This window comes from Idiomarina abyssalis, assembly GCF_900116625.1.
Classification (GTDB): Bacteria; Pseudomonadota; Gammaproteobacteria; order Enterobacterales; family Alteromonadaceae; genus Idiomarina; species Idiomarina abyssalis.
The window spans coordinates 496,180-517,790 of record NZ_FPBE01000001.1 but is presented as its reverse complement, the minus strand read 5'-3'; the positions used below and the strand labels follow the sequence as shown (position 1 = coordinate 517,790).

Here is a 21,611-nt window from a genome sequence, read left to right as displayed (position 1 = left end):
TTTTTATCTCTGGAGTTTAAGTTTCTTACTGCTTAATAGTAATGAATGCGCGGTTTTTTTCTAAGGTTTTTGCGCCTATACCTTTCACATCAAGTAGTTGCTCAACTTCTGTAAAGCCACCTAATTGCTCACGTAACTCGATAATTTGCTCGGCTCGTTTCACGCCGACACCAACCAGAACGTCGGAAATTTCCTGAGCAGAGCCGGTATTAATGTTGACAGTTTTTACGTTGGTATCTTGCACTACTGGTGATGCAGTTGCTGTAACCGGCATTGAGCCCGCTTGTGCACCGCAAACCCAAAAGAGTGATGTTCCTAATAGTATGGATAATAATTTTAGCTTCATAGTATCTGTTCCCTTTCGATAAAATCACTGCGTCACTGCAGTAGAGATACTATAGCCGAACTTTTTTACCATCTGGCGAGATTACGACATTACCAGGCGTTAAGTAGGTTACTCTCCTATGGAAGCCAGAATTTCTGCAACGGTCTCTTCAGGGTTTTCTGAGCGCGTGATAGGACGCCCGATAACCATATAGTCAACACCTGCAAGTATAGCTTCCTTAGGGGTCATTACTCGCTTCTGATCGTCCGTTGCACTATTGGTAGGTCTTATCCCCGGCGTAACCAGTTTAAATGATTCACCCAGTGCGTCTTTAAGCATGCGCGCTTCTTGTGCAGAGCATACCACACCGTCTAAGCCTGCTTTCTGCGTCAACTTAGCTAAATTGAGTACCTGTTGTTCTGCCGTTACCTGAATACCAATATCAGCAAGATCTGCATCACTCATACTGGTCAGCACCGTTACAGCAATTAGCAATGGTGGGTTATCAAAAGGCTCGAGAGCATCTTTAGCCGCTTTCATCATGTCACTTCCGCCACTGGCGTGGACATTGACAATATCAACACCAATTTTAGCCGCCGAAGTGACAGCTTTAGCAACTGTATTGGGAATATCGTGAAATTTTAAATCCAGAAAGATGGAAAAACCTTGTTCTACTTGCTTGCGTACCCATTCAGGGCCAATAGAGGTAAACAACTCCTTTCCAACTTTAAGTCCAACTTGCCCGGAAGGAAGCCTGCTGACTAACTGGTTAGCTTCTTCTTGTGTCTGGCAATCTAAAGCTACATATATTTTCGGCAATGCCATGTCTTATTCACCATCTAGTCCAAAAATAGGTTTTGTTGTTGACCAACTCTTACAGGAAGGACAACGCCAATACAAAGTATGCCCTGAGAAACCGCAATGACGGCACTTATAATTTGGCCTCTGCACTATGTGTTCGTGCACCATTTTCTGCAGTCTACGAAGACTGTCACGGGCATTACCAACATCAGCGGCCCGGATGTGAAGCCCCATTAAATAATGGAACCCTCGCATCGTTGGATGCTGCTCTAACACCTGAGTCATAAAGTGCTCGGCATCTTCAATGCTTTGAGATTCGCAAATTTTTTCGGCCAGTGTAATTGCTGCCGTTATTCCGGCGTTCTGTTCGACACAAGTATGGAGAAATTCGATAAACGTATGAGTATCAGAAGTCTTTTCAAAAGCTTCCTCTAGCAACGGTATGGTTTCGCAAACAAACGACTTATCTTGTTCAAATACCCGGGTCAGATAATTAATAGACTCACTATACCGCCCTTCATTCATATAGATTTTACCCAGGGAAAGTACGGCGCGAACACAGTTATCATCATGTTTTAATGCTTTATTGTAATGCTTTACTTTACTGGTGGTATTGTCATCTAACTCAGCAAGTTCGCAATAGAGTTGCGCCAGAACCACTCGAGCTTCCGGGTCTTGCTTAGACAGCCGTAAGGCAATCTTTATGGCTTTATCCCACTCATGGGTAGATTCGTACAGCTCCAGAAGGTGCTTTTGGCTCTTTTCCCGAAACAGTTTGTAACTTTGCAAACCCGCAAACATCTGTTCAGCGCGATCGTAAATTCCGGCAGAAAGGTAATCTTTTCCTAACTCATACATAGCCGTTAAACGATCGTGCTCGGATAAATTAGGAAGTGATGTCAGATTTTTATGAATTTTTATTGCCCGGTCTACTTCGCCCCGGCGACGGAATAGCTTTCCTAAAGTCCAGTGCGTTTCAATGGTTTCACTATCGACATCTAACAGCTCAACAAACAAATCTACAGCTTTGTCTGGCTGGTCTGATAATAAAAGGTTGATACCAGTGGCGTACTGTTTGGAAAATCGTTTTTGTTCTTTCCGCTCTTCTGTGCGAACACTGTTACGACCCATGAACCAGCCATAGGCAGCAGCAATTGGTAGAAGCAGGAAAAGAAGCTCTAGCATGAGCTATTAACTCTCTTTATCCAATTTATTGACGCGTCTAAGCAGGCGATTGTAACGATAGCGCCAGGACAGACTCGACAGGAAAAGTAGGAGAATACCAACAACAAACCCGCTACCAAAAAAGATAGCCAGTAATGATGCAACAGCCATTTCAGTTTGCAGTACCAACAAATTCACGATAACAGTTTGTGGGTTCTGGGCACCAAACGCCATTGCTAAAAGAAATATGAGTAATACAGGAATGAGAATAAGCAGCTTCTTCAGCATAATCGCTTACCTGTTAGTTATAAAAAAACGGCATGCCAGTATAGCATGCCGTTTTTATCAATCGAGCTTAAAAACTAACTTAACGTATCGACCCTCTCGCGAAGCTCTTTGCCCGCCTTAAAATGCGGTACATACTTACCGTCTAATTCAACGGCTTCACCCGTTTTTGGGTTACGACCTACACGAGGAGCCCGATAATGCAGAGAGAAGCTTCCAAACCCTCGAATTTCTACGCGCTTACCTTGTGACAAGGACTGCACCATCTGTTCAAGAATTTCTTTTACCGAAGCTTCAACCTGCTTAGGAGGTAACTCGTGTTTCAAAGTTAACCTTTCAATCAGCTCTGATTTAGTCATCATTACCTCCTCTAATCAACTGCGTAAGTGCAGGAAATTATTCGTCGTCAGTTTTTGCAGCTTTAAAGGCTTCAGCCATTGCGCTGTTAAGACCGCCGCTTTCTTGCTGCTTGTTGACGCTTTCAACCGCTTCTTTCTCTTCTGCTTCGTCTTTCGCCTTGATAGACAAGCTCAGAGTACGGTTTTTGCGATCAACGCCCATGAAGCGAGCTTCAATAGAATCACCAACGCTTAGTTCAGTACTTGCATCTTCAACACGCTCACGTGAAATGTCTGCTGCACGAACATAGCCTTCAACGCTTTCAGCTAATTCAACTTTAGCGCCTTTAGCGTCTACTTCAGTAACTGTACCTGTAACAATAGCACCTTTTTTATTGGCTGCCAGGTAGTTATTGAATGGGTCTTCTTCAAGCTGCTTGATACCTAGTGAAATACGCTCACGTTCAGCATCAACCTGCATAACTACAGCGGTAACTTCTTCACCTTTTTTGTAGTCACGAACGGCTTCTTCGCCAGTAGCGTTCCAGCTAATGTCTGACAAGTGAACCAAACCATCAATACCGCCGTCAAGACCGATGAAGATACCGAAGTCAGTGATTGACTTGATCTTACCAGTAACTTGCTCGCCTTTATTGTGGTTCTTCGCAAACTCTTCCCAAGGGTTAGGTTTGCACTGCTTAAGGCCTAGTGAAATACGACGACGTTCTTCGTCAATTTCCAGAACCATAACTTCAACAGTGTCGTCCAGGTTAACCACTTTAGAAGGATGAACGTTTTTGTTAGTCCAGTCCATTTCTGAGACGTGTACCAGACCTTCAACACCCTCTTCGATTTCAACGAAGCAGCCGTAATCAGTCAAGTTCGTAACACGACCAGTTAAACGGTGACCTTCTGGGTAACGGTTTGCGATATCTGCCCATGGATCTTCGCCTAATTGCTTAAGGCCAAGAGATACACGAGTGCGCTCACGATCAAACTTCAATACTTTAACAGTGATTTCATCGCCAACGTTTACGATTTCACTTGGGTGCTTAACGCGTTTCCAAGCCATATCGGTAATGTGCAATAAGCCATCGACGCCGCCTAAATCAACGAATGCGCCGTAGTCAGTCAGGTTCTTAACGATACCCTGAACTTCCTGACCTTCTTGCAAGTTTTCAAGCAGCTCTTCACGCTCTGCACTGTTCTCTTTCTCGATAACAGCACGGCGAGACACAACAACGTTGTTACGTTTTTGATCAAGCTTGATAACTTTGAATTCTAAATCTTTGTTTTCCAGGTGCGTTGTTTCACGTACTGGACGTACATCAACCAGTGAACCAGGCAAGAATGCGCGAACGCCGCCTAAGTCTACTGTGAAGCCACCCTTAACCTTACCAGAAATAATACCGATAACGGTTGCATTGTCTTCGTGTGCTTTTTCAAGCTGCAGCCATGCTTCGTAACGTTTCGCTTTTTCGCGAGACAGAATGGTTTCACCAAAGCCGTCTTCTACTGCATCAAGGGCTACATCAACTTCGTCACCGACGCTGACTTCTAATTCACCTTCTGCATTACGGAACTGTTCTGCTGGAATCGCGCTTTCTGATTTAAGACCCGCGTCTACTAAGACCAAATCTTTTTCGATGGCAACGATAGTACCTTTAACAATGGAGCCCGGGCGTGTTTCAACTTCCTTTAGGCTTTCTTCAAATAATTCTGCAAAATTTTCTGACATAGTGATTAACTTCGCTTATAAATAAGACGTCCACTGAACTTCCGTATACAGCGGGGTTATTAAAAAAGTCTGTTTGCTTCCTTACAACAGACGCCTAATTAAGGTCACATGACCCTAGCTAGCCTTTGAGAGTTTGCTATGAGCAAACATCAATACTTGTTCCAACACGTCGTCTACCGGCGTATCGGTGGAATCCAGATATAACGCATCCTCGGCTGGCTTTAGTGGGGCCACCGAGCGATTCGTATCTCGATCATCTCGTTCTTTTATTTCGTTCACTAATTGATCAATATTAGCATCAAAACCTTTTTCCTTCAATTGCTCAAAGCGTCGCCTTGCGCGCTCTTCGGCTGAAGCCGTCAAAAAGATTTTGGCATCGGCATCGGTAAACACAACGGTTCCCATATCGCGCCCATCGGCTACTAACCCCGGAAGCTCTTTAAAGCCACGCTGACGGCGAAGAAGCGCTTCTCGCACTCTTGGAAGAGCGGCAATTTTAGAGGCCATATTACCCACCTGTTCAGTTCGGATCGTCATGGTGACGTCCTCACCTTCAAGAATGATATGCGTTAATGAGCGTTCTTCTTCTGCTTCAAACTTCACGTCCAGGTGCGCAGCTAAAGCCACCAGACTTTCTTCATCTTCCGGCGTAAAATCGTGATGCAAAGCCGCTAATGCCAGCACGCGATAAATCGCGCCGCTGTCCAACAAATGCCAACCTAGCTTCTCTGCCAGTAGTCGGCTTATCGTTCCTTTTCCTGCCCCACTCGGCCCGTCAATCGTAATGACTGGAATATGAGTTGCCATAAAATCCTCTAATTGCTCTGCATTACGCAGCATTTAGCCGCGCAATTATACGCATTTGTAAAAAAATTGCATTAATCAAAGTCAGCAAGTCTATGAGTTAACTGTGACAGAGCCGTGAAAACTCAGAGAAATAGTTGGGATAGGTCTTAGCGCAGCAATCCGGATCATTGATCGTAACGCCGGCAGGTGAAAACGCCGCAAGTGAAAAGCACATTGCCATGCGGTGATCATCATAAGTATCAATACACGCGTGTTGCCAGTTCTTAATCGGTTCTATATAGAGGTAATCTCGCCCTTCTTCTACTAGGGCACCCAGTTTGCGCAATTCTGTTGCCATAGCGTACAGGCGATCGGTTTCTTTAACGCGCCAATTAGCCACATTACGAATGGTTGTAGGTTTATCAGCAAAAAGTGCTAATGGTGCAACCGTCATTGCCGCATCTGGAATATCGTTAAAGTCCTGATCGATGCCTTTGACTATTCCCGTTCCGGTAACTGTTATGCTGTTGTCCTGGTAAGCCACAGAGGCTCCCATTTGCTCTATTACCTCAGCAAAACGTTTATCGCCCTGTATCGAGTTTTTACCGATGCCTATTATCTCAACCGGACCTCGCCCTAATAATGCTGCAGCCATCCAGTAGGAGGCCGCACTGGCATCACCTTCTACCCAGTATTCTCCGGGCGACTGATAAACTTGTTTTCCGGCAATGACATAGCATTGAGGAGAGTCCTCTTTTACCGAAATACCAAAGTCCGCCAGCATTTGCAGAGTTAGGTTAATATAAGGCCGGGAAACCACCTCGCCTTTTAGCGTTAAGGTTGAATCACCGGGCAACAGAGGAAGCGCCATAAGTAACGCCGAAATAAACTGACTGGATACTGAGCCATCAATTTCAAACTTGCCCGGGGCTAAACCTTGTGAAATAGCGAGTGGTGGAAAGCCCGACTCGCCCAAGTAATCAATTGACGCTCCCTGCATTTGCAAAGCATCAACTAAGTGTTGAACCGGTCGTTCATGCATTCGGGCATCGCCCTTCAGAACCATAGGTGCCTGCTCTTCTTTTGCCGTCGCTGATAACACGGCAATAAGCGGTCGCATCGCTGTTCCAGCATTACCTAAATAAAGTTCAGAGGAAGCCTGACGCCAATGACCACCTAAACCTTCAACCTGAGTTGTAAGTTCATCGTCTTTAAAGCTCCCCCCCAGAGCGAGCAAAGCTTCACGCATACGACTGGTGTCATCACTGACCAGTAAATTGTGTAAGGTGACGGGAGTCTGGCATAAAGCGGCCATAAGCAGTGCCCGGTTAGCAATGCTTTTTGAGCCGGGTAAAGTGACAGTACCGCGACAATGCTGTCGCGGCTCTAAATGAATAGAATTAACCACGCAGCTTTTTCATTGCCTTAATAAAAGCCTGGTTTTCTTCAGGCAGGCCAATGCTGACACGTAAATGATTAGGCAACTCATAGCCGCCAACAGGACGTACAATAACGCCTTCATGCAGAAGTTCGTCATAGAGCTTCTCGGCATCGGGCCCGACTTCTATGGTCAAAAAGTTACCATAAGAAGGAATGTAGTTAAGGCCTAGTTCTTCACAAAACTCAGTTAGCTGCTTCATGCCCTGTGCGTTTAACTCAACCGCTTTTTGCAAATAGGCATGATCATCCAGTACCACTTCCGCCGCTTTAAGTGACAGCGAATTCATGTTGAATGGCTGGCGAATACGGTTAAGCACATCGGCTACGCTCTCATGACTTACGGCATAACCTGCGCGTAAACCGGCTAACCCATAGGCTTTAGAAAAGGTTCGGCTAACCACCAGGTTAGGGTGATTTTTTATCCACTCAACCGATGGCGCCCGCTCTTCTTCTGGCACATACTCGTAATAAGCTTCATCAAGAACCACGATAATATTTTGCGGTATTTTATCCAGAAAACTTTTCAGTGCAGAAGTCGATAAAAATGTACCCGTTGGATTATTGGGGTTAGCAATAAAAATCATCTTGGTTTTATCGGTAACGGCTTTAGCCATACCATCAAGGTCATGGCCATAATCTACCGCAGGAACGGCAACAGGTTTTGCGCCAATAGCCTGAGTAACTAGCGGATACACCACAAACGCATGCTGAGAGAAAATAACTTCGTCTTTATCTGACACAAAGGTACGAGCTAAAATCTCTAAAACATCGTTAGAACCGTTACCCAGAGTAATTTGTTGCGTACCAACCTCGTTGAGTTCTGCCAGACGACTTTTAAGGTAATAACCGTTAGCATCGGGGTAACGCACTAAATCGGTTAACTCAGCTTCCAGAGCCGTTTTGACCTTTTCACTCAAGCCCAATGGGTTTTCATTTGAAGCCAGCTTAACCACGTGTTGTAAACCTAACTCACGCTGCAATTCGGATGTTGGCTTGCCCGCCTGATACGGACGTAACTGTTTAACTCCAGGATTAACCAGTTCTAATGCGTTGAATTCTGCCATAGCGATTCACTACCTTTTTTATTCTATTTATTTAGCCAAGCTTACGTTCAAAATCAGCCATATAACTTAGCAATGCTTCTACGCCTTCCACCGGCATTGCGTTATAAATACTGGCTCTCATGCCACCAACAAAGCGATGCCCTTTTAACCCTAATAAACCTTCCTTTTTAGCACCCGCTAAAAAGTCGGCATCGAGTTTGTCATCGGCTAACTGGAAAGGCACATTCATGATTGAACGGTAAGCAGGATTAATGTTGTTTCTGTAAAAATCTGAAGCATCAACAAAGTCATAGATAAGCTGAGCTTTACGATGGTTGCGTTCGCCCATAGCCGCTAATCCGCCCTGAGCTTTTAACCACTTGAAAACCAACCCTGCCAGATACCAGGCAAAGGTATTGGGCGTGTTGTACATAGACCCGTCTTTCGCCTGGAGTTGGTAATCCATAATAGATGACACTTGTTTCTGCGGTTGACCCAAAAGCTTTTTATTGACGATAGCGATAGCAAAACCTGAAGGGCCTATATTCTTCTGAGCGCCGGCGTATATAACACCAAACTTTGAGACATTCAGAGGTTCAGAAAGGATATTTGACGACATATCAGCCACAATGGGTGCTTTAACGTCAGGGATCTCATGCAGTGCAATACCATCGACGGTTTCATTAGGACAGTAATGAAAATAGGCAGCATTTTCAGACAGTTTCCAGTCTTTTGGCGACTGAATTTCCTTGCCTTTAGCGCCTTCCTGAACTTGCCCTGCAATATTCACTCTGGAAACGAACTTTTCGGCTTCACGGATAGCAAAACCAGACCATATTCCTGTATCCAGGTAATCTACGGTGGCATCCGGTGACGCGATATTCTGTGGAACCGCAGAGAATTGACCACGCCCTCCGCCTTGTAAAAAGAGTACTTCGTAGTCGTCCGGCACATTTAGCAAGTCGCGCAGGTCTTGCTCAGCTTCACGTGCCATATGGACATAAGCAGGGTCACGGTGGGAAATTTCCATCACCGATACACCCTGCCCATTCCAGTTCAATAACTCTTCCTGAGCTTGCTTCAACACCTCGACCGGCAACATTGCCGGTCCGGCAGAAAAGTTAAACAACTGGCTCATGACTCGTCGGAACCCTCGTGATTTTCAGTGTTATCTTCAGCTGCGGTTTCACCTTCTTCAGTAACAACCTCGCCGTCAATTAACACTTCGTCTTCATCAATTTCATCAATGCGCTGCAGGCCAACCACTTTTTCGTCATCAGCTGTACGAATTAAGCGTACGCCCTGAGTGTTACGACCAACGGTTGAGACCTCATTAACACGCGTTCTGACCAGAGTACCTTTATTACTGATAAGCATGATCTCATTGCCATCAATAACTTCCATGGCGCCGACAACGGAACCATTACGCTCGCTGACCTTAATAGAGACAACACCTTTAGTAGCGCGGCTCTTAGCCGGGTATTCACTTAACGGTGTACGTTTGCCGTAACCGTTTTCAGTCACGGTTAATACATTCGCTTCTTCATCTTCGTATTCACGAGGAACAATCAGTGATACAACACGCTGTCCTTCCTCTAGACGAATACCACGAACACCGGTTGCTGTGCGGCCCATTGAACGCACTTGCTCTTCCGCGAAGCGCACCACTTTGCCAGCGTCAGAGAACAGCATAATTTCGCCGCTACCGTCAGTGATATCAACACCAATCAGTTCATCGTCATCAACCAGGTTCAGTGCAATGATTCCGCCGTTACGAGGACGAGAGTACTCTGGTAATGGCGTTTTCTTAATGGTCCCTTTACGGGTAGCCATAACAACGAACTTATCTTCCGGGTAATCCCGTGTTGGCAGAATAGCGGTAATACGTTCGTCGGCTTCAAGCGGTAACAAGTTGACGATAGGCTTGCCTCGAGAAGCACGACTTGCCAACGGCAACTGGTAAACTTTCATCCAGTAAATACGACCACGGGTTGAGAAGCATAAAATGGTGTCATGCGTGTTCGCTACCCACAGTCTTTCAATAAAGTCTTCGTCTTTCATCTTAGTGGCGGCTTTGCCTTTACCACCACGACGCTGAGCTTCGTACTCAGTCAACGGCTGATACTTCACATAACCTTCGTGAGAAAGCGTCAGAACAACATCTTCTTCGTTGATTAAGTCTTCCATGCTGATGTCATGTGCAGCGGCGGTAATATCGGTTTTACGCTCATCACCAAAGTTACTGCGTATTTCAACCAGCTCTTCACGAATCACTTCCATCAGGCGCTCTGAACTGTTCAGAATATGCAGCAGTTCAGCAATTTGTTCTAACAGGCCTTTGTATTCATCCAGAATTTTTTCGTGCTCTAAACCAGTCAGTTTATGCAGACGTAAATCCAAAATGGCCTGAGCCTGTTCTTCAGTCAGGTGATAGTTGTCACCCCGAATGCCGTATTCTTCAGGCAGATGATCAGGACGCGCAGCATCAACACCGGCGGTTTCCAGCATTGAAGCAACATCGCCCAGCTGCCATGCGCGGGCAATTAGCCCAGCTTTAGCTTCAGCAGGCGTGGGTGAGCGACGGATAAGCTCAATAATTTCGTCAATATTGGCCAGCGATATCGCCAGGCCTTCCAGGATATGAGCACGTTCACGAGCTTTACGTAATTCGTAGACCGAGCGGCGGGTAACCACTTCACGACGGTGACGAATGAAGCAATCCAGCATATCGCGCAGGTTAAACAGACGCGGCTGACCTTTATCCAGGGCAACCATATTAATGCCAAACACAACCTGTAACTGGGTATTAGCATACAAATGGTTAAGAACAACTTCGCCAACATCGCCACGACGAATTTCAATGACGATACGCATACCGTCTTTGTCAGACTCGTCACGTAAAGCACTAATACCTTCAACGCGCTTTTCTTTAACCAGCTCAGCTATTTTTTCAATTAAGCGGGCTTTATTCACCTGATACGGAATTTCCGTAACAATGATGGTTTCTTTACCCGTTTTCTCGTCGACTTCCACTTCCGCCTGAGCGCGCAAATGAATACGACCACGACCGGTTTTATAAGCTTCAACGATACCGCTGCGACCTGAAATTGTCGCTGCTGTTGGGAAGTCCGGACCCGGGATGTATTCCATTAACCCTTCAACATCAATATCCGGGTTATCAATCATCGCCAGTGAGCCGTCAATAACTTCCGTCAGGTTATGAGGCGGAATATTGGTTGCCATACCAACAGCAATACCCGAGGAACCGTTAACTAACAGGTTGGGTACGCGGGTTGGCAATACATCAGGAATACGCTCTGTACCGTCGTAGTTATCGACAAAGTTAACGGTCTCTTTGTCCAGGTCGGCTAAAAGCTGATGAGCAATTTTTGCCATGCGAATTTCGGTATAACGCATCGCAGCGGCTGAGTCTCCGTCAACAGAACCAAAGTTCCCCTGACCATCAACCAACATATAACGCAATGAAAAGTCCTGCGCCATACGAACAATCGTGTCATAAACTGCGCTGTCTCCGTGAGGGTGATATTTACCAATCACATCACCGACAACACGCGCTGACTTTTTATAAGGTTTATTAAAGTCGTTGCGCAATTCGTTCATTGCGAACAAGACACGTCTGTGTACTGGCTTCAGGCCGTCACGGACATCAGGTAAAGCACGCCCAACAATGACGCTCATGGCATAATCGAGGTACGAACTTTTTAGTTCGTCTTCAATATTTACCGGTGACACTTCTCTGGCTAGATCGCTCATAGTTTATTCCCTAAATATAGATCCGCATATTCATTGTTATTTTGATCCAATCATTGTACCCATCCCAAACGCGTCTCGCACCCTCTTTTTCTTATTCTTTGCCTGAGGTAGACTAGCCGCGTTATCCATCTCTTAAAGACGCATAATCTATGACCACCAGTCGCTCTAAAACTGAACAAAAAAACGTCGATCCGGAAGAGATCGCAAAATTTTCAGCACTCGCCTCGCGCTGGTGGGACCCGGATGGCGAATTTAAACCTTTGCATAAAATCAACCCGGTCCGGCTGGGCTTTATCGAAAACCATACCGAAGGGCTTTTCGGCAAGAAAGTACTGGATGTCGGTTGTGGAGGTGGATTACTCAGTGAAGCCATGGCGGAACGAGGCGCTGAGGTTACCGGTATTGATTTGGCCGAGCAGTCATTAAAGGTGGCGCGTTTGCACGCATTAGAAAGTGGCCGCCAAATTGACTATCAATGCATTGCCGTTGAAACGCTGGCCGAACAAAACACCGACAGCTACGACGTAGTGACCTGTCTGGAAATGCTTGAACACGTTCCTGACCCGGCCGCCATAGTACAAGCCTGCGCCAAAGCGGTTAAGCCCGGGGGATTAGTCTTTTTCTCCACTTTGAATCGTAATGTAAAATCCTGGTTATTGGGTATTGTCGCTGCCGAGCATATTTTAGGCTGGGTACCGAAAGGAACTCATCAACATCAACGTTTTATTCGTCCGTCAGAACTTTTAAGTATGACTGACAAAGCTGCTTTAGAAGATATCGCTATTAATGGCTTAGTTTTTCATCCTTTAAAAGGCTTTGTACTTTCAGACAAAGATGTTGATGTAAATTACATTGTCGCTTTGAAAAAGCCGGAGTAATTAATGAGTTCCTCAGATAAAAGTTCTCCGGTAAAAGCTGTCCTGTTTGATTTAGATGGCACCTTACTTGATACCGCACCCGATTTAGGCGCCGCATTAAATGCTGTTTGCGAGCAATACGAGCGCCCTGCTGTCACTGCTGAAGTGTTTACACCAGTTGCGTCCCATGGTTCCAGAGGCTTACTAAAATTGGCCTTTGATGACAATTATACGCACATGGAAACAGAGCTGAGACACGCCTTCCTGAGTGCCTATAAGAATAATATTGCTACTCATACCCAACCTTACCCGGGTGTCCTGGAGCTACTGGCGGTATTACAACGTGAATCCATTAAGGTCGCTATAGTGACCAATAAGCCTGAACGCCTGACACACCTGTTATTACCGCACTTCCCCGAATTTGAAGCTATTGAAGTTGTGGTGAGCGGCGATACTCTCAGTGTCGCAAAACCATCGCCTGAACCTTTATTCTATGCGGCTGAGAAACTGGGTGTTGAACCAACAGACTGCCTTTACGTGGGTGATGCCGAACGCGATATTGAAGCCGGCCGTAACGCCGGAATGGTCACGGTGCTTGCCGAGTACGGTTATATCAGTAACGAAGACCAACCCCAGCGCTGGCAGGCCGATTATCACATTGAATCTCCGCTGGCATTGCTGGAGTTACTGGCTATCAATAACTCTTGATCTAATAACTTCCTTTAAAAGACAAAAAAATTATATAGAAAACTTTTCAGCGCAAACTCAGGCCAGTTAAAGGCTGGCAAAAAATCAAGATTCTGAATTCAAAATTATTCCGTTTTTACCGTTAAATTCACTTGATCGTATTGCCAGTTAGACCTAGCATACAGTTCATCCCAGACACACTAGATATTGTGTAAATATCGCTCTGTACAACTAATAAGCACTATATCTTGTGGCTACAAACCTATAACAAAAAGCTAAGAGTCGGCGCAAAATGAACGAGCAACTTTATGTTACGAAACGCAGCGGCGAACGCGAACCGCTAAACCTCGATAAAATTCACCGAGTGATCATGTGGGCTGCTGAAGGACTGAATAATGTCTCAGCCTCTCAGGTTGAAATTAAATCTCACATTCAGTTTTACGATGGCATTAAAACTGAAGACATTCATGAAACTATCATTAAAGCAGCTGCCGATCTCATTTCGGAAGATGCGCCCGACTATCAGTATATGGCAGCGCGACTGGCTATCTTCCACTTGCGTAAACGTGCTTACGGTAAGTTTGAACCACCGCGTCTATACGACCATGTGAAAAAAATGGTGGCCGAGCATCGCTACGATGAACACCTGATGGATGACTACAGCGAAGAAGAGTTCGATCAAATGGACGAGTTCCTTGATCACTGGCGTGACATGAACTTCTCTTATGCTGCGGTTAAACAGCTGGAAAACAAGTATCTGGTTCAGAACCGGGTAACGGGTGACATCTATGAAAGCGCGCAGTTCTTATACATATTAGTCGCCGCTTGTCTGTTTTCGGATTACCCGAAAAGCACTCGTATGGATTACGTTAAACGTTTCTACGATGCAGCTTCTGAATTTAAAATTTCTCTACCGACACCGATTATGTCAGGTGTACGTACGCCGACACGTCAATTCAGCTCCTGTGTTTTAATTGAAGCTGGCGATAGTCTCGATTCTATTAATGCCACCGCCAGTGCTATCGTAAAATACGTCTCTCAGCGCGCCGGTATTGGTATTAACGCGGGGCGTATTCGCGCATTAGGCAGCCCTATCCGTAATGGTGAAGCTTTCCACACCGGCTGTATCCCATTCTATAAGTACTTCCAGACAGCCGTTAAAAGCTGCTCGCAAGGTGGTGTTCGTGGTGGCGCGGCTACCTTGTTCTACCCACTTTGGCACCTGGAAGTTGAAAGTCTATTAGTACTGAAAAATAACCGGGGTGTTGAAGAAAACCGAGTTCGCCACCTGGACTATGGTGTTCAATTTAACCGCACCATGTATCAGCGCCTGATTAAAGACGATTACATTACCCTGTTCAGTCCGTCGGACGTTCCGGGGCTTTACGACGCCTTCTTTGAAGATCAGGACGAATTTGAGCGTTTATACCAGCAGTACGAACAGGATGAGAGCATCCGTAAAAAACGTATTAAAGCCATTGAGCTGTTTGGTCTGTTTATGCAGGAGCGTGCCAGCACCGGCCGTATCTATGTGCAAAACGTAGACCATTGCAACACGCACAGCCCATTTGACTCTAAAGTTGCGCCTATCCGTCAAAGTAACTTGTGTCTTGAAATTGCATTGCCAACTAAGCCGTTAAGTCACGTAAATGACGAAGAAGGTGAAATAGCGCTTTGTACTCTGTCAGCCTTTAACTTAGGTAAAATTGAAAGCCTGAGTGAATTTGAAAACTTAGCAGACTTGGCCGTTCGCGCACTGGATAGCCTGCTGGATTATCAGGAGTACCCTGTTCCGGCAGCTTACAACGCCACCATGAACCGCCGTACTCTGGGTATTGGTGTTATTAACTTTGCTTATTACTTAGCCAAGCACGGTGTTAAATATTCAGACGGCTCTGCAAACGGCCTGGTTCACCAAACCTTTGAAGCTATACAGTATTACCTGATGCAAGCTTCAATGAATCTGGCTAAAGAAAAAGGCGCCTGCCCTAAATTTAATGAGACCACTTACTCTCAGGGCATTATGCCAACCGATACCTATAAGAAAGATCTGGACAAAGTGTGCGACGAACCACTGCATTTAGACTGGGATAAGCTCCGTGCTGACATTAAACAACACGGTATGCGTAATTCAACATTATCCGCTCTAATGCCGTCAGAAACATCGTCGCAGATTTCTAATGCAACTAACGGTATCGAGCCTCCGCGGGGTTTTGTCAGCATTAAGTCGTCAAAAGACGGGGTAACTAAACAGGTTGTCCCTGACTACGAAAACTTGAAAGACAAATACGAGTTGTTATGGCAAATACCGAATAACAAAGGGTATCTTGAGCTGGTTGGTATCATGCAAAAATTTGTGGACCAGACAATTTCTGCCAATACCAATTACGACCCGAACAAGTTTGATGCGGGTAAAGTACCGATGAAACAGCTTCTGCAAGACTTGTTAACCGCTTATAAACTGGGAGTTAAAACGCTCTATTATCACAACACTCGTGATGGTGCTGCTGACAACCAGTCCGACATTGCTGCACGTCAACGTGCCGACAAGCCTCAGGCCCAGAGCGCAGAAGTTATCATCGAAGAAGATGACGATTGTGCCGGTGGTGCTTGTAAAATTTAATAATAAGGATTTTAGCGAATGTCGTACTCAACGTTTAACCAAGAGCAGAATAACCCGTTAACGGAGCCTATGTTTTTAGGCAACTCCGTTAACGTTGCTCGCTATGATCAACAAAAACACAGTATTTTCGAAAAGCTTATCGAAAAACAAATCAGCTTTTTCTGGCGCCCTGAAGAAATCGATGTCAGCCGTGACCGTATCGACTTTAATAAACTGACTGCCAGCGAAAAGCATGTGTTTATTTCTAACTTGAAGTATCAGACACTTCTGGATTCGATTCAGGGTCGTTCGCCGAATATCGCGCTACTACCTATCGTATCCCTTCCTGAGTTAGAAACCTGGATCGAAACCTGGTCATTCTTTGAGACCATTCACTCGCGGTCATACACGCACATACTGCGTAACTTGTTTAGTGACCCCAGCGAAGTCTTTGAAGATATTGTCATTAACGAGCAAATTAAAATTCGCGCTAATGACATTTCAAAGTACTACGACGATCTTATTTTTTACACTCAGCTGCTACAAACCCACGGCGAAGGCGATATTGTCGTTGACGGTAAGACCTATACGGTCACTCAGCGCGAAATAAAGAAAAAGCTGTTTTTGTGCATTAACTCGGTTAACGCTCTAGAAGCTATTCGTTTTTACGTTAGCTTTGCCTGCACCTTTGCTTTTGCAGAACGTGAATTAATGGAAGGTAACGCAAAAATCATCAAACTGATTGCTCGCGATGAAAACGTTCACCTTACATCAACACAGCACATTCTTAATTTGTGGCAGTACGGCGAAGACGACCCGGAAATGAAAGAAATTGCCGAAGAGCTTCGCGGTGATGCCTACGAGATTTTCATGACAGCTGTTAAACAGGAAAAACAGTGGGCGCACTACTTGTTTAAAGACGGTTCAATGATAGGTCTGAACGAAAGCATGCTGTGCCAATATGTCGAGTACATTGCCAACTTGCGTATGCAGGCCATAGGCTTTGATGCTCCATTTGAAAATCAGCGTTCTAACCCACTGCCCTGGATGAACAAGTATCTGGTGTCAGACAACGTTCAGGTAGCACCACAAGAGTCTGAAATTACCTCTTACCTTGTTGGTCAAATAGACAGTGAGGTTAATGCCTCTGACCTTGGGGACTTTGATCTCTAAGCTATGGCCAACACCTTTAAAGTCAAAGTCAACGGCGGGCCCGAGCTTGCCGTTGATGCGACTGAAGGCACTTTACTCGAAGCCTTAGAGAAGCATCAGTTAGAAATGCATTACCATTGTCGTAGTGGTTTCTGTGGTGCCTGCAGAAGCACGTTAAAGTCCGGCACAGTTCGCTATACAACCGAGCCGCTCGCCTATGTCAGAAAAGGCGATATTCTGCCCTGTTGTTGCGTTCCTGAATCAGATTTAGATATTGAGCACTAGCCTTATTCATTAAATCGATTGTGCCCATCGTACAGAAGAATTGTTAACCAGCACTAAAATCTGGATAATGGCCGCAATCTATTTTTGCGAGAGAGGTATTTCATGTTTACAGTAATTTTTGGACGTCCGGGTTGTCCTTTTTGTGTTCGTGCCGTAGAAGTTGCGGACAAATTAAAAGCCGATATGGATGACTTTGATTATCGCTATGTCGATATTCACGCTGAAGGTATCAGCAAGGCTGACCTTGAAAAAACAGTCGGTAAACCTGTCCAGACTGTTCCTCAAATTTTTGTCGACGAACAACACGTTGGCGGCTTCACTGAGTTTGAAGCTTACGCAAAAGAAAACTTAGGGCTTTACACCGCCTAATTTGCGCTTACGAATTCATGTCTAGAGGCGGCTATTTAGCCGCCTCTATTGCTTGTTTAACCCGCTTTTCTGACACCGGATACTTGGTTCCCAGCGTCTGCGCAAAAAACGACACTCTCAGCTCTTCAATCATCCAGCGAATTTCAGCAACCTCATCCGGAATCACCGAGCCTTTATTTTCATAAGCTTTTACCGCTGCTTTGTACTGCTCTTCAAGGTTGGCCAGAGTCAGAGTCATTAACCGGTCTTTATTCGGATCGACCGGCAGTTTTTCCAGCCGACGTTGAATAGCCTTCAAATAACGCACAATGTCACTCAAACGATCCCCGCCAAAAGCGGATACAAAACCAGCGAACACCAGGTTATCCAATTGATCCTGAATATCCCCCCGCGACTGAATCTGGTCCAGTGGAATTTTACCTTTAAGAGACTTTCTGACCTGTTGCGACAAAAGTAAACACTGCTCGACTTCCCCTGCTATTTGCTCAACACGTTCATTCAAATTAGCACGGACAATGTCTTTTAATTGCTCAAAGCCCTTTTGTTCACGGAGCTCATTGCCCTGTTCAATTTGCTCTTGAACGAGCCCGTCTACCGCCGCTGCGATACAGTCGGCTATTAACGCATCCACTTTTCCCCAGGGGTTAAAGTACATAGCCAACTTGGCTTTATTCGACAGTGATTTCTGTAAATGCTTAATTGGTGACGGTATTTGCTGTAGTAACAATTCGCGTACACCGGCTTTATGATGCTTCTTCGCCTGCTCCGGGTTATCGAACAATTGCAGAGCAACCTGTCCTTTGCCTTTATTGATTAAGCCCGGATACGCCTTCAGCTCAAAACCTTGCTGGCGCTCGGTAGTAACTTCCGGTAAGTCATCAAAGTCCCAGCTATCGACGCGCTCACGGCTAATATCGTCACCGGCTGTTTTCTCCAGCCGCTGCTGCACTCTACCGGACAACTGCTGCTGAAGGCTTTGCAAGTCGCGCCCCTGATTCACCAGTTTCTTACCGTCAAAAATCTTAAAATTCATGCGTAAATGAGCCGGTAACGACGACTCATCCCAGTTTTCCTCCGGAACTGTCACGCCGGTCATACGGCGCAATTTAGTCGCCATAGCGTCAGTTAAGCGCCCTTGCAGCGGCTCAACATCGGCTATAATCGCACCAGCGAAGTTAGGTGCAGGTACAAAATTCCGACGTAAGGTTTTCGGCAGCGACTTAATTAAGTGGGCAATACGCTCTTCACGCAACGCCGGAATATGCCAGTCGAAACCTTCCTGCTTAACCTGGTTCAGAATACCCAGCTGAATATTCACACTGACACCGTCATCTTCTGCGTTAGGCTCAAAATGGTAGCTTAACGGCAATCGGAGGTTACCTTGTCGCCAGAACTCCGGATAGTCGCTTTCTGTAATATGCTCGGTTTCACCAGCAATAAGATCATCGCGCTCAAAAAACAGCAGCTTAGGTTCTTTTTTGGCCGCCTTATGCCACCAGCCTGCCAGCAACTTCTCGTTATAGATACCTTCAGGTATAGCGCGGTCATAAGCCTCGAACAGTACCTCTTCATCCACCAGAATATCTCGCCGGCGGGACTTTGCCTCCAACGCCTGAACGTCCTGAATTAATTTCAGGTTGTGTTGAATAAACGGCAACTTGCGCGTTAGCTGCGAATTAACCAGCCCCTCGCGTATGAATATTTCCCTGGCCTTAACCGGCGACACCGGGCCGAATTGAACGCGCCTTCTCGGTACCAGAATAAGCCCCAGTAAAGTCACCTGTTCATCGGCAATAACACTGCCTTGTTTCTTTTCAAAGTGAGGTTCAAGGTATTGTTTTTTAACTAAATGCGGAGCTGCTTCTTCTATCCACAAAGGGTCGATGTCAGCATTAATTCGCGCATATAATTTTGAGGTTTCGGCAAGTTCAGCGGTGACAACCCACTTAGGCGGTTTACCGAACAAACCTGAGCCCGGGAAAATATGAAAACGCGTTTGCCGTGTTCCCTGATATTCGTGCCGGTCCTCTTTAAAGCCCACTTGAGACAATAAGCCGGTAATTAAAGCCCGGTGCACTTGCTCAAAGGTGGCAGCTTCCTCATTAATGGATAGTCCCATTTCCCGAACCGTTTGCCGGCTTTGCGTGTAAATGTCCTGCCATTCACGCAAACGCATAAAATGAATAAACTCACGCCCCATCTGCTTACGGAACTGGTTTCCTGACAGCGATTTCTGCTGCTCTTTGACGTAGTTCCATAAATTGAGAAACGCCATAAAGTCAGAGCTTTTGTCGCGGAAACGTTGATGCCACTCGTCAGCCTTTTGCTGTGCATCGTGTGGCCGTTCACGTGGGTCCTGAATACTCAAAGCCGCGGTAATTATCAGCATTTCACGAACACATCCGTATTGCTGCCCGGCTATGACCATTCTGGCCAGTCGCGGATCCAGAGGCAGCCGTGACAGCTGCCGTCCCGTATCTGTTAATTTCGGTTGTTCATTTTTACGTCCGGGTTTAATGGCATGCAGCTCTTCCAATAAGTTCAAACCGTCTTTAACAAAGCGTTCGTCGGGCTTCTGTACGAAAGGAAACTGGCGAATGTCACCCAGGCGCAACGACGACATTTGCAATATGACCGCCGCCAAATTGGTACGGAGAATTTCCGGATCGGTATATTCCGGACGCTGCAAAAAGTCCTCTTCACTGTATAAGCGAATACAGATGCCCGGACCAATACGGCCGCAACGCCCCTTGCGCTGGTTGGCACTGGCCTGTGAAATAGGCTCAATGGGTAAACGCTGCACTTTAGTGCGGTAACTGTAACGGCTCATACGCACCGTTCCCGGGTCAATCACGAAGCGTATGCCCGGCACGGTTAATGACGTTTCTGCTACGTTGGTGGCAATAACCACACGCCGTTGACTGTGCGACTGAAATACACGGTTCTGCTCGTGTGACGACAAACGCGCATACAGGGGCAAAACTTCCGTATTACGCAGTTGCAAGTCACCAATAGCGTCCGCGTAATCACGAATTTCGCGCTCACCACTGGCAAAAATAAGGATGTCACCTTCGCTTTCACGTTGCAGCTCTTCTACCGCCTCACAAACACCCTGCAATACGTCTGCATCAGCAGCTTTGCCGTCTTCTTTCGGGGGACGATACCGAACTTCCACCGGATAGGTTCGACCGGTTACCGTCAGTACTGGGGCATCGTGAAAGTGTTTGGAGAAACGTTCTGTCTCAATGGTCGCGGAGGTAATAACAACTTTGAGATCACGGCGTTTGGGCAGCAGCGTATGCAGCACACCCAGCAAGAAGTCGATGTTCAGGCTGCGCTCATGCGCTTCATCAATAATAATGGCGTCGTATTGCAGTAGCAGAGGGTCTTGCTGCAGTTCGGATAACAGCATACCGTCGGTCATCAGTTTTATTGCCGTCGTCGGTGCGGTCTCATCCTGAAAGCGGATTTTATAACCCACCTGCTTTTTAGCGTGATCCTGTAGCTCATCTCCAATACGGGCGGCAACACTGCGAGCCGCCAAGCGTCGCGGTTGAGTATGACCAATCGTACCTTTGCGACCATACCCCAGTTCCAGCAACATTTTCGGTAGCTGCGTGGTTTTACCCGAACCGGTCTCGCCGGCAATGACCACCACCGGATTCTGCTCAATGGCTTTCTTAATGTCGCCACGCTGCTGGGCAACCGGCAATTCTTCGGGGTAACTGATATGAAACTTTTGCTGCTGACGCTCCAGATACGCCAACTCAGCAGTCTCAATATCGCCCGCTATCCGCTCCAGCACCTGCTGCTGTCGTTGCTCATTTTTTATTTTGCTCAGGCCACGCAAACGACCGCGCAAAAGCGCGGCCTGTTGTGTTGTACATTGCTCTAATTGTGTCTGAAACTTATCAACAAAGGGCTTACTTTGTAGTTTATCGTGCGATTTTTGACGACTCATAGAC

General features: G+C 46.2%; 18 protein-coding genes. 6 read left to right on the top strand and 12 right to left on the bottom strand.

The genetic code is table 11. From position 1 onward, the window contains the following. Positions 1–25: 25 nt before the first annotated feature. From BM359_RS02505 to gyrA, 11 genes are all read right to left on the bottom strand, one after another. Positions 26–346 carry a ComEA family DNA-binding protein gene (locus tag BM359_RS02505; protein ID WP_054487643.1) on the bottom strand — a complete coding sequence of 107 codons (321 nt, stop codon included), beginning with the start codon at positions 344–346 and terminating at the stop codon, positions 26–28. A 108-nt stretch (positions 347–454) separates the two neighbouring features. Beyond that, positions 455–1,150 (bottom strand): orotidine-5'-phosphate decarboxylase, encoded by a 696-nt coding sequence (pyrF, locus tag BM359_RS02500; protein ID WP_054487641.1) that lies wholly within the window; start codon positions 1,148–1,150, stop codon positions 455–457. A gap of 3 nt (positions 1,151–1,153) precedes the next feature. Beyond that, entirely contained in the window at positions 1,154–2,311 is a 1,158-nt protein-coding gene (lapB, locus tag BM359_RS02495) for a lipopolysaccharide assembly protein LapB (RefSeq protein WP_054487639.1), read from the bottom strand. A gap of 6 nt (positions 2,312–2,317) precedes the next feature. Further along, positions 2,318–2,578 carry a lipopolysaccharide assembly protein LapA domain-containing protein gene (locus tag BM359_RS02490; RefSeq protein ID WP_054487637.1) on the bottom strand — a complete coding sequence of 87 codons (261 nt, stop codon included), beginning with the start codon at positions 2,576–2,578 and terminating at the stop codon, positions 2,318–2,320. Between the two features lie 74 nt (positions 2,579–2,652). Then, positions 2,653–2,934, bottom strand: a complete 282-nt coding sequence (locus BM359_RS02485) for an integration host factor subunit beta (protein ID WP_054487634.1) — start codon at positions 2,932–2,934, stop codon at positions 2,653–2,655. Between the two features lie 37 nt (positions 2,935–2,971). Next, positions 2,972–4,651, bottom strand: coding sequence for a 30S ribosomal protein S1 (rpsA, locus tag BM359_RS02480; RefSeq protein WP_054487632.1), 1,680 nt, complete (start codon positions 4,649–4,651; stop codon positions 2,972–2,974). Between the two features lie 114 nt (positions 4,652–4,765). Next, on the bottom strand, positions 4,766–5,458 hold the full coding sequence (gene cmk / locus BM359_RS02475; protein WP_054488516.1) for a (d)CMP kinase: 693 nt from the start codon (positions 5,456–5,458) through the stop codon (positions 4,766–4,768). A 97-nt stretch (positions 5,459–5,555) separates the two neighbouring features. Beyond that, positions 5,556–6,845, bottom strand: coding sequence for a 3-phosphoshikimate 1-carboxyvinyltransferase (gene aroA / locus BM359_RS02470; protein ID WP_054487630.1), 1,290 nt, complete (start codon positions 6,843–6,845; stop codon positions 5,556–5,558). After that, positions 6,838–7,941, bottom strand: a complete 1,104-nt coding sequence (gene hisC, locus BM359_RS02465; protein ID WP_054487627.1) for a histidinol-phosphate transaminase — start codon at positions 7,939–7,941, stop codon at positions 6,838–6,840. The genes aroA and hisC overlap by 8 nt, the downstream gene beginning before the upstream one ends. Positions 7,942–7,972: 31 nt before the next feature. Then, the gene (gene serC, locus BM359_RS02460) at positions 7,973–9,058 is read right to left on the bottom strand and encodes a 3-phosphoserine/phosphohydroxythreonine transaminase (protein WP_054487625.1); all 1,086 of its coding nucleotides are present in this window, start codon (positions 9,056–9,058) and stop codon (positions 7,973–7,975) included. After that, the gene (gene gyrA / locus BM359_RS02455; protein WP_054487623.1) at positions 9,055–11,694 is read right to left on the bottom strand and encodes a DNA gyrase subunit A; all 2,640 of its coding nucleotides are present in this window, start codon (positions 11,692–11,694) and stop codon (positions 9,055–9,057) included. The genes serC and gyrA overlap by 4 nt, the downstream gene beginning before the upstream one ends. Before the next feature lie 149 nt (positions 11,695–11,843). On the opposite strand from gyrA, the gene ubiG reads away from it, so the two are divergent. The 6 genes from ubiG (at position 11,844) to BM359_RS02425 (ending at position 17,646) form a co-directional block, all read left to right on the top strand. Next, the gene (gene ubiG, locus BM359_RS02450; RefSeq protein WP_054487621.1) at positions 11,844–12,572 is read left to right on the top strand and encodes a bifunctional 2-polyprenyl-6-hydroxyphenol methylase/3-demethylubiquinol 3-O-methyltransferase UbiG; all 729 of its coding nucleotides are present in this window, start codon (positions 11,844–11,846) and stop codon (positions 12,570–12,572) included. Positions 12,573–12,575: 3 nt separating this feature from the next. After that, complete coding sequence (gene gph, locus BM359_RS02445) at positions 12,576–13,259, top strand: phosphoglycolate phosphatase (protein ID WP_054487618.1); 684 nt, start codon at positions 12,576–12,578, stop codon at positions 13,257–13,259. A 271-nt stretch (positions 13,260–13,530) separates the two neighbouring features. Further along, the gene (gene nrdA / locus BM359_RS02440) at positions 13,531–15,861 is read left to right on the top strand and encodes a class 1a ribonucleoside-diphosphate reductase subunit alpha (protein ID WP_054487616.1); all 2,331 of its coding nucleotides are present in this window, start codon (positions 13,531–13,533) and stop codon (positions 15,859–15,861) included. 18 nt (positions 15,862–15,879) lie between these two features. Beyond that, the gene (gene nrdB / locus BM359_RS02435) at positions 15,880–17,013 is read left to right on the top strand and encodes a class Ia ribonucleoside-diphosphate reductase subunit beta (protein WP_054487614.1); all 1,134 of its coding nucleotides are present in this window, start codon (positions 15,880–15,882) and stop codon (positions 17,011–17,013) included. A 3-nt stretch (positions 17,014–17,016) separates the two neighbouring features. Beyond that, positions 17,017–17,277: a class I ribonucleotide reductase maintenance protein YfaE gene (gene yfaE / locus BM359_RS02430; RefSeq protein WP_054487612.1), complete on the top strand. Its 261-nt coding sequence runs from the start codon at positions 17,017–17,019 to the stop codon at positions 17,275–17,277. 102 nt (positions 17,278–17,379) lie between these two features. Further along, the gene (locus tag BM359_RS02425) at positions 17,380–17,646 is read left to right on the top strand and encodes a GrxA family glutaredoxin (protein ID WP_054487610.1); all 267 of its coding nucleotides are present in this window, start codon (positions 17,380–17,382) and stop codon (positions 17,644–17,646) included. 31 nt (positions 17,647–17,677) lie between these two features. On the opposite strand, the gene hrpA is transcribed toward BM359_RS02425, so the two are convergent. Further along, entirely contained in the window at positions 17,678–21,607 is a 3,930-nt protein-coding gene (hrpA, locus tag BM359_RS02420; RefSeq protein WP_054487608.1) for an ATP-dependent RNA helicase HrpA, read from the bottom strand. Positions 21,608–21,611: the final 4 nt, after the last annotated feature.

Bases quoted from the DNA above. Each gene is read 5' to 3' on its own strand.
- yfaE (WP_054487612.1), top strand. From the start codon at position 17,017: ATGGCCAACACCTTTAAAGTCAAAGTCAACGGCGGGCCCGAGCTTGCC.
- lapB (WP_054487639.1), bottom strand. From the start codon at position 2,311: ATGCTAGAGCTTCTTTTCCTGCTTCTACCAATTGCTGCTGCCTATGGC.
- hisC (WP_054487627.1), bottom strand. From the start codon at position 7,941: ATGGCAGAATTCAACGCATTAGAACTGGTTAATCCTGGAGTTAAACAG.
- BM359_RS02425 (WP_054487610.1), top strand. From the start codon at position 17,380: ATGTTTACAGTAATTTTTGGACGTCCGGGTTGTCCTTTTTGTGTTCGT.
- gph (WP_054487618.1), top strand. From the start codon at position 12,576: ATGAGTTCCTCAGATAAAAGTTCTCCGGTAAAAGCTGTCCTGTTTGAT.
- nrdA (WP_054487616.1), top strand. From the start codon at position 13,531: ATGAACGAGCAACTTTATGTTACGAAACGCAGCGGCGAACGCGAACCG.
- nrdB (WP_054487614.1), top strand. From the start codon at position 15,880: ATGTCGTACTCAACGTTTAACCAAGAGCAGAATAACCCGTTAACGGAG.
- BM359_RS02490 (WP_054487637.1), bottom strand. From the start codon at position 2,578: ATGCTGAAGAAGCTGCTTATTCTCATTCCTGTATTACTCATATTTCTT.
- gyrA (WP_054487623.1), bottom strand. From the start codon at position 11,694: ATGAGCGATCTAGCCAGAGAAGTGTCACCGGTAAATATTGAAGACGAA.
- cmk (WP_054488516.1), bottom strand. From the start codon at position 5,458: ATGGCAACTCATATTCCAGTCATTACGATTGACGGGCCGAGTGGGGCA.
- rpsA (WP_054487632.1), bottom strand. From the start codon at position 4,651: ATGTCAGAAAATTTTGCAGAATTATTTGAAGAAAGCCTAAAGGAAGTT.
- BM359_RS02485 (WP_054487634.1), bottom strand. From the start codon at position 2,934: ATGACTAAATCAGAGCTGATTGAAAGGTTAACTTTGAAACACGAGTTA.
- hrpA (WP_054487608.1), bottom strand. From the start codon at position 21,607: ATGAGTCGTCAAAAATCGCACGATAAACTACAAAGTAAGCCCTTTGTT.
- serC (WP_054487625.1), bottom strand. From the start codon at position 9,058: ATGAGCCAGTTGTTTAACTTTTCTGCCGGACCGGCAATGTTGCCGGTC.
- pyrF (WP_054487641.1), bottom strand. From the start codon at position 1,150: ATGGCATTGCCGAAAATATATGTAGCTTTAGATTGCCAGACACAAGAA.
- BM359_RS02505 (WP_054487643.1), bottom strand. From the start codon at position 346: ATGAAGCTAAAATTATTATCCATACTATTAGGAACATCACTCTTTTGG.
- ubiG (WP_054487621.1), top strand. From the start codon at position 11,844: ATGACCACCAGTCGCTCTAAAACTGAACAAAAAAACGTCGATCCGGAA.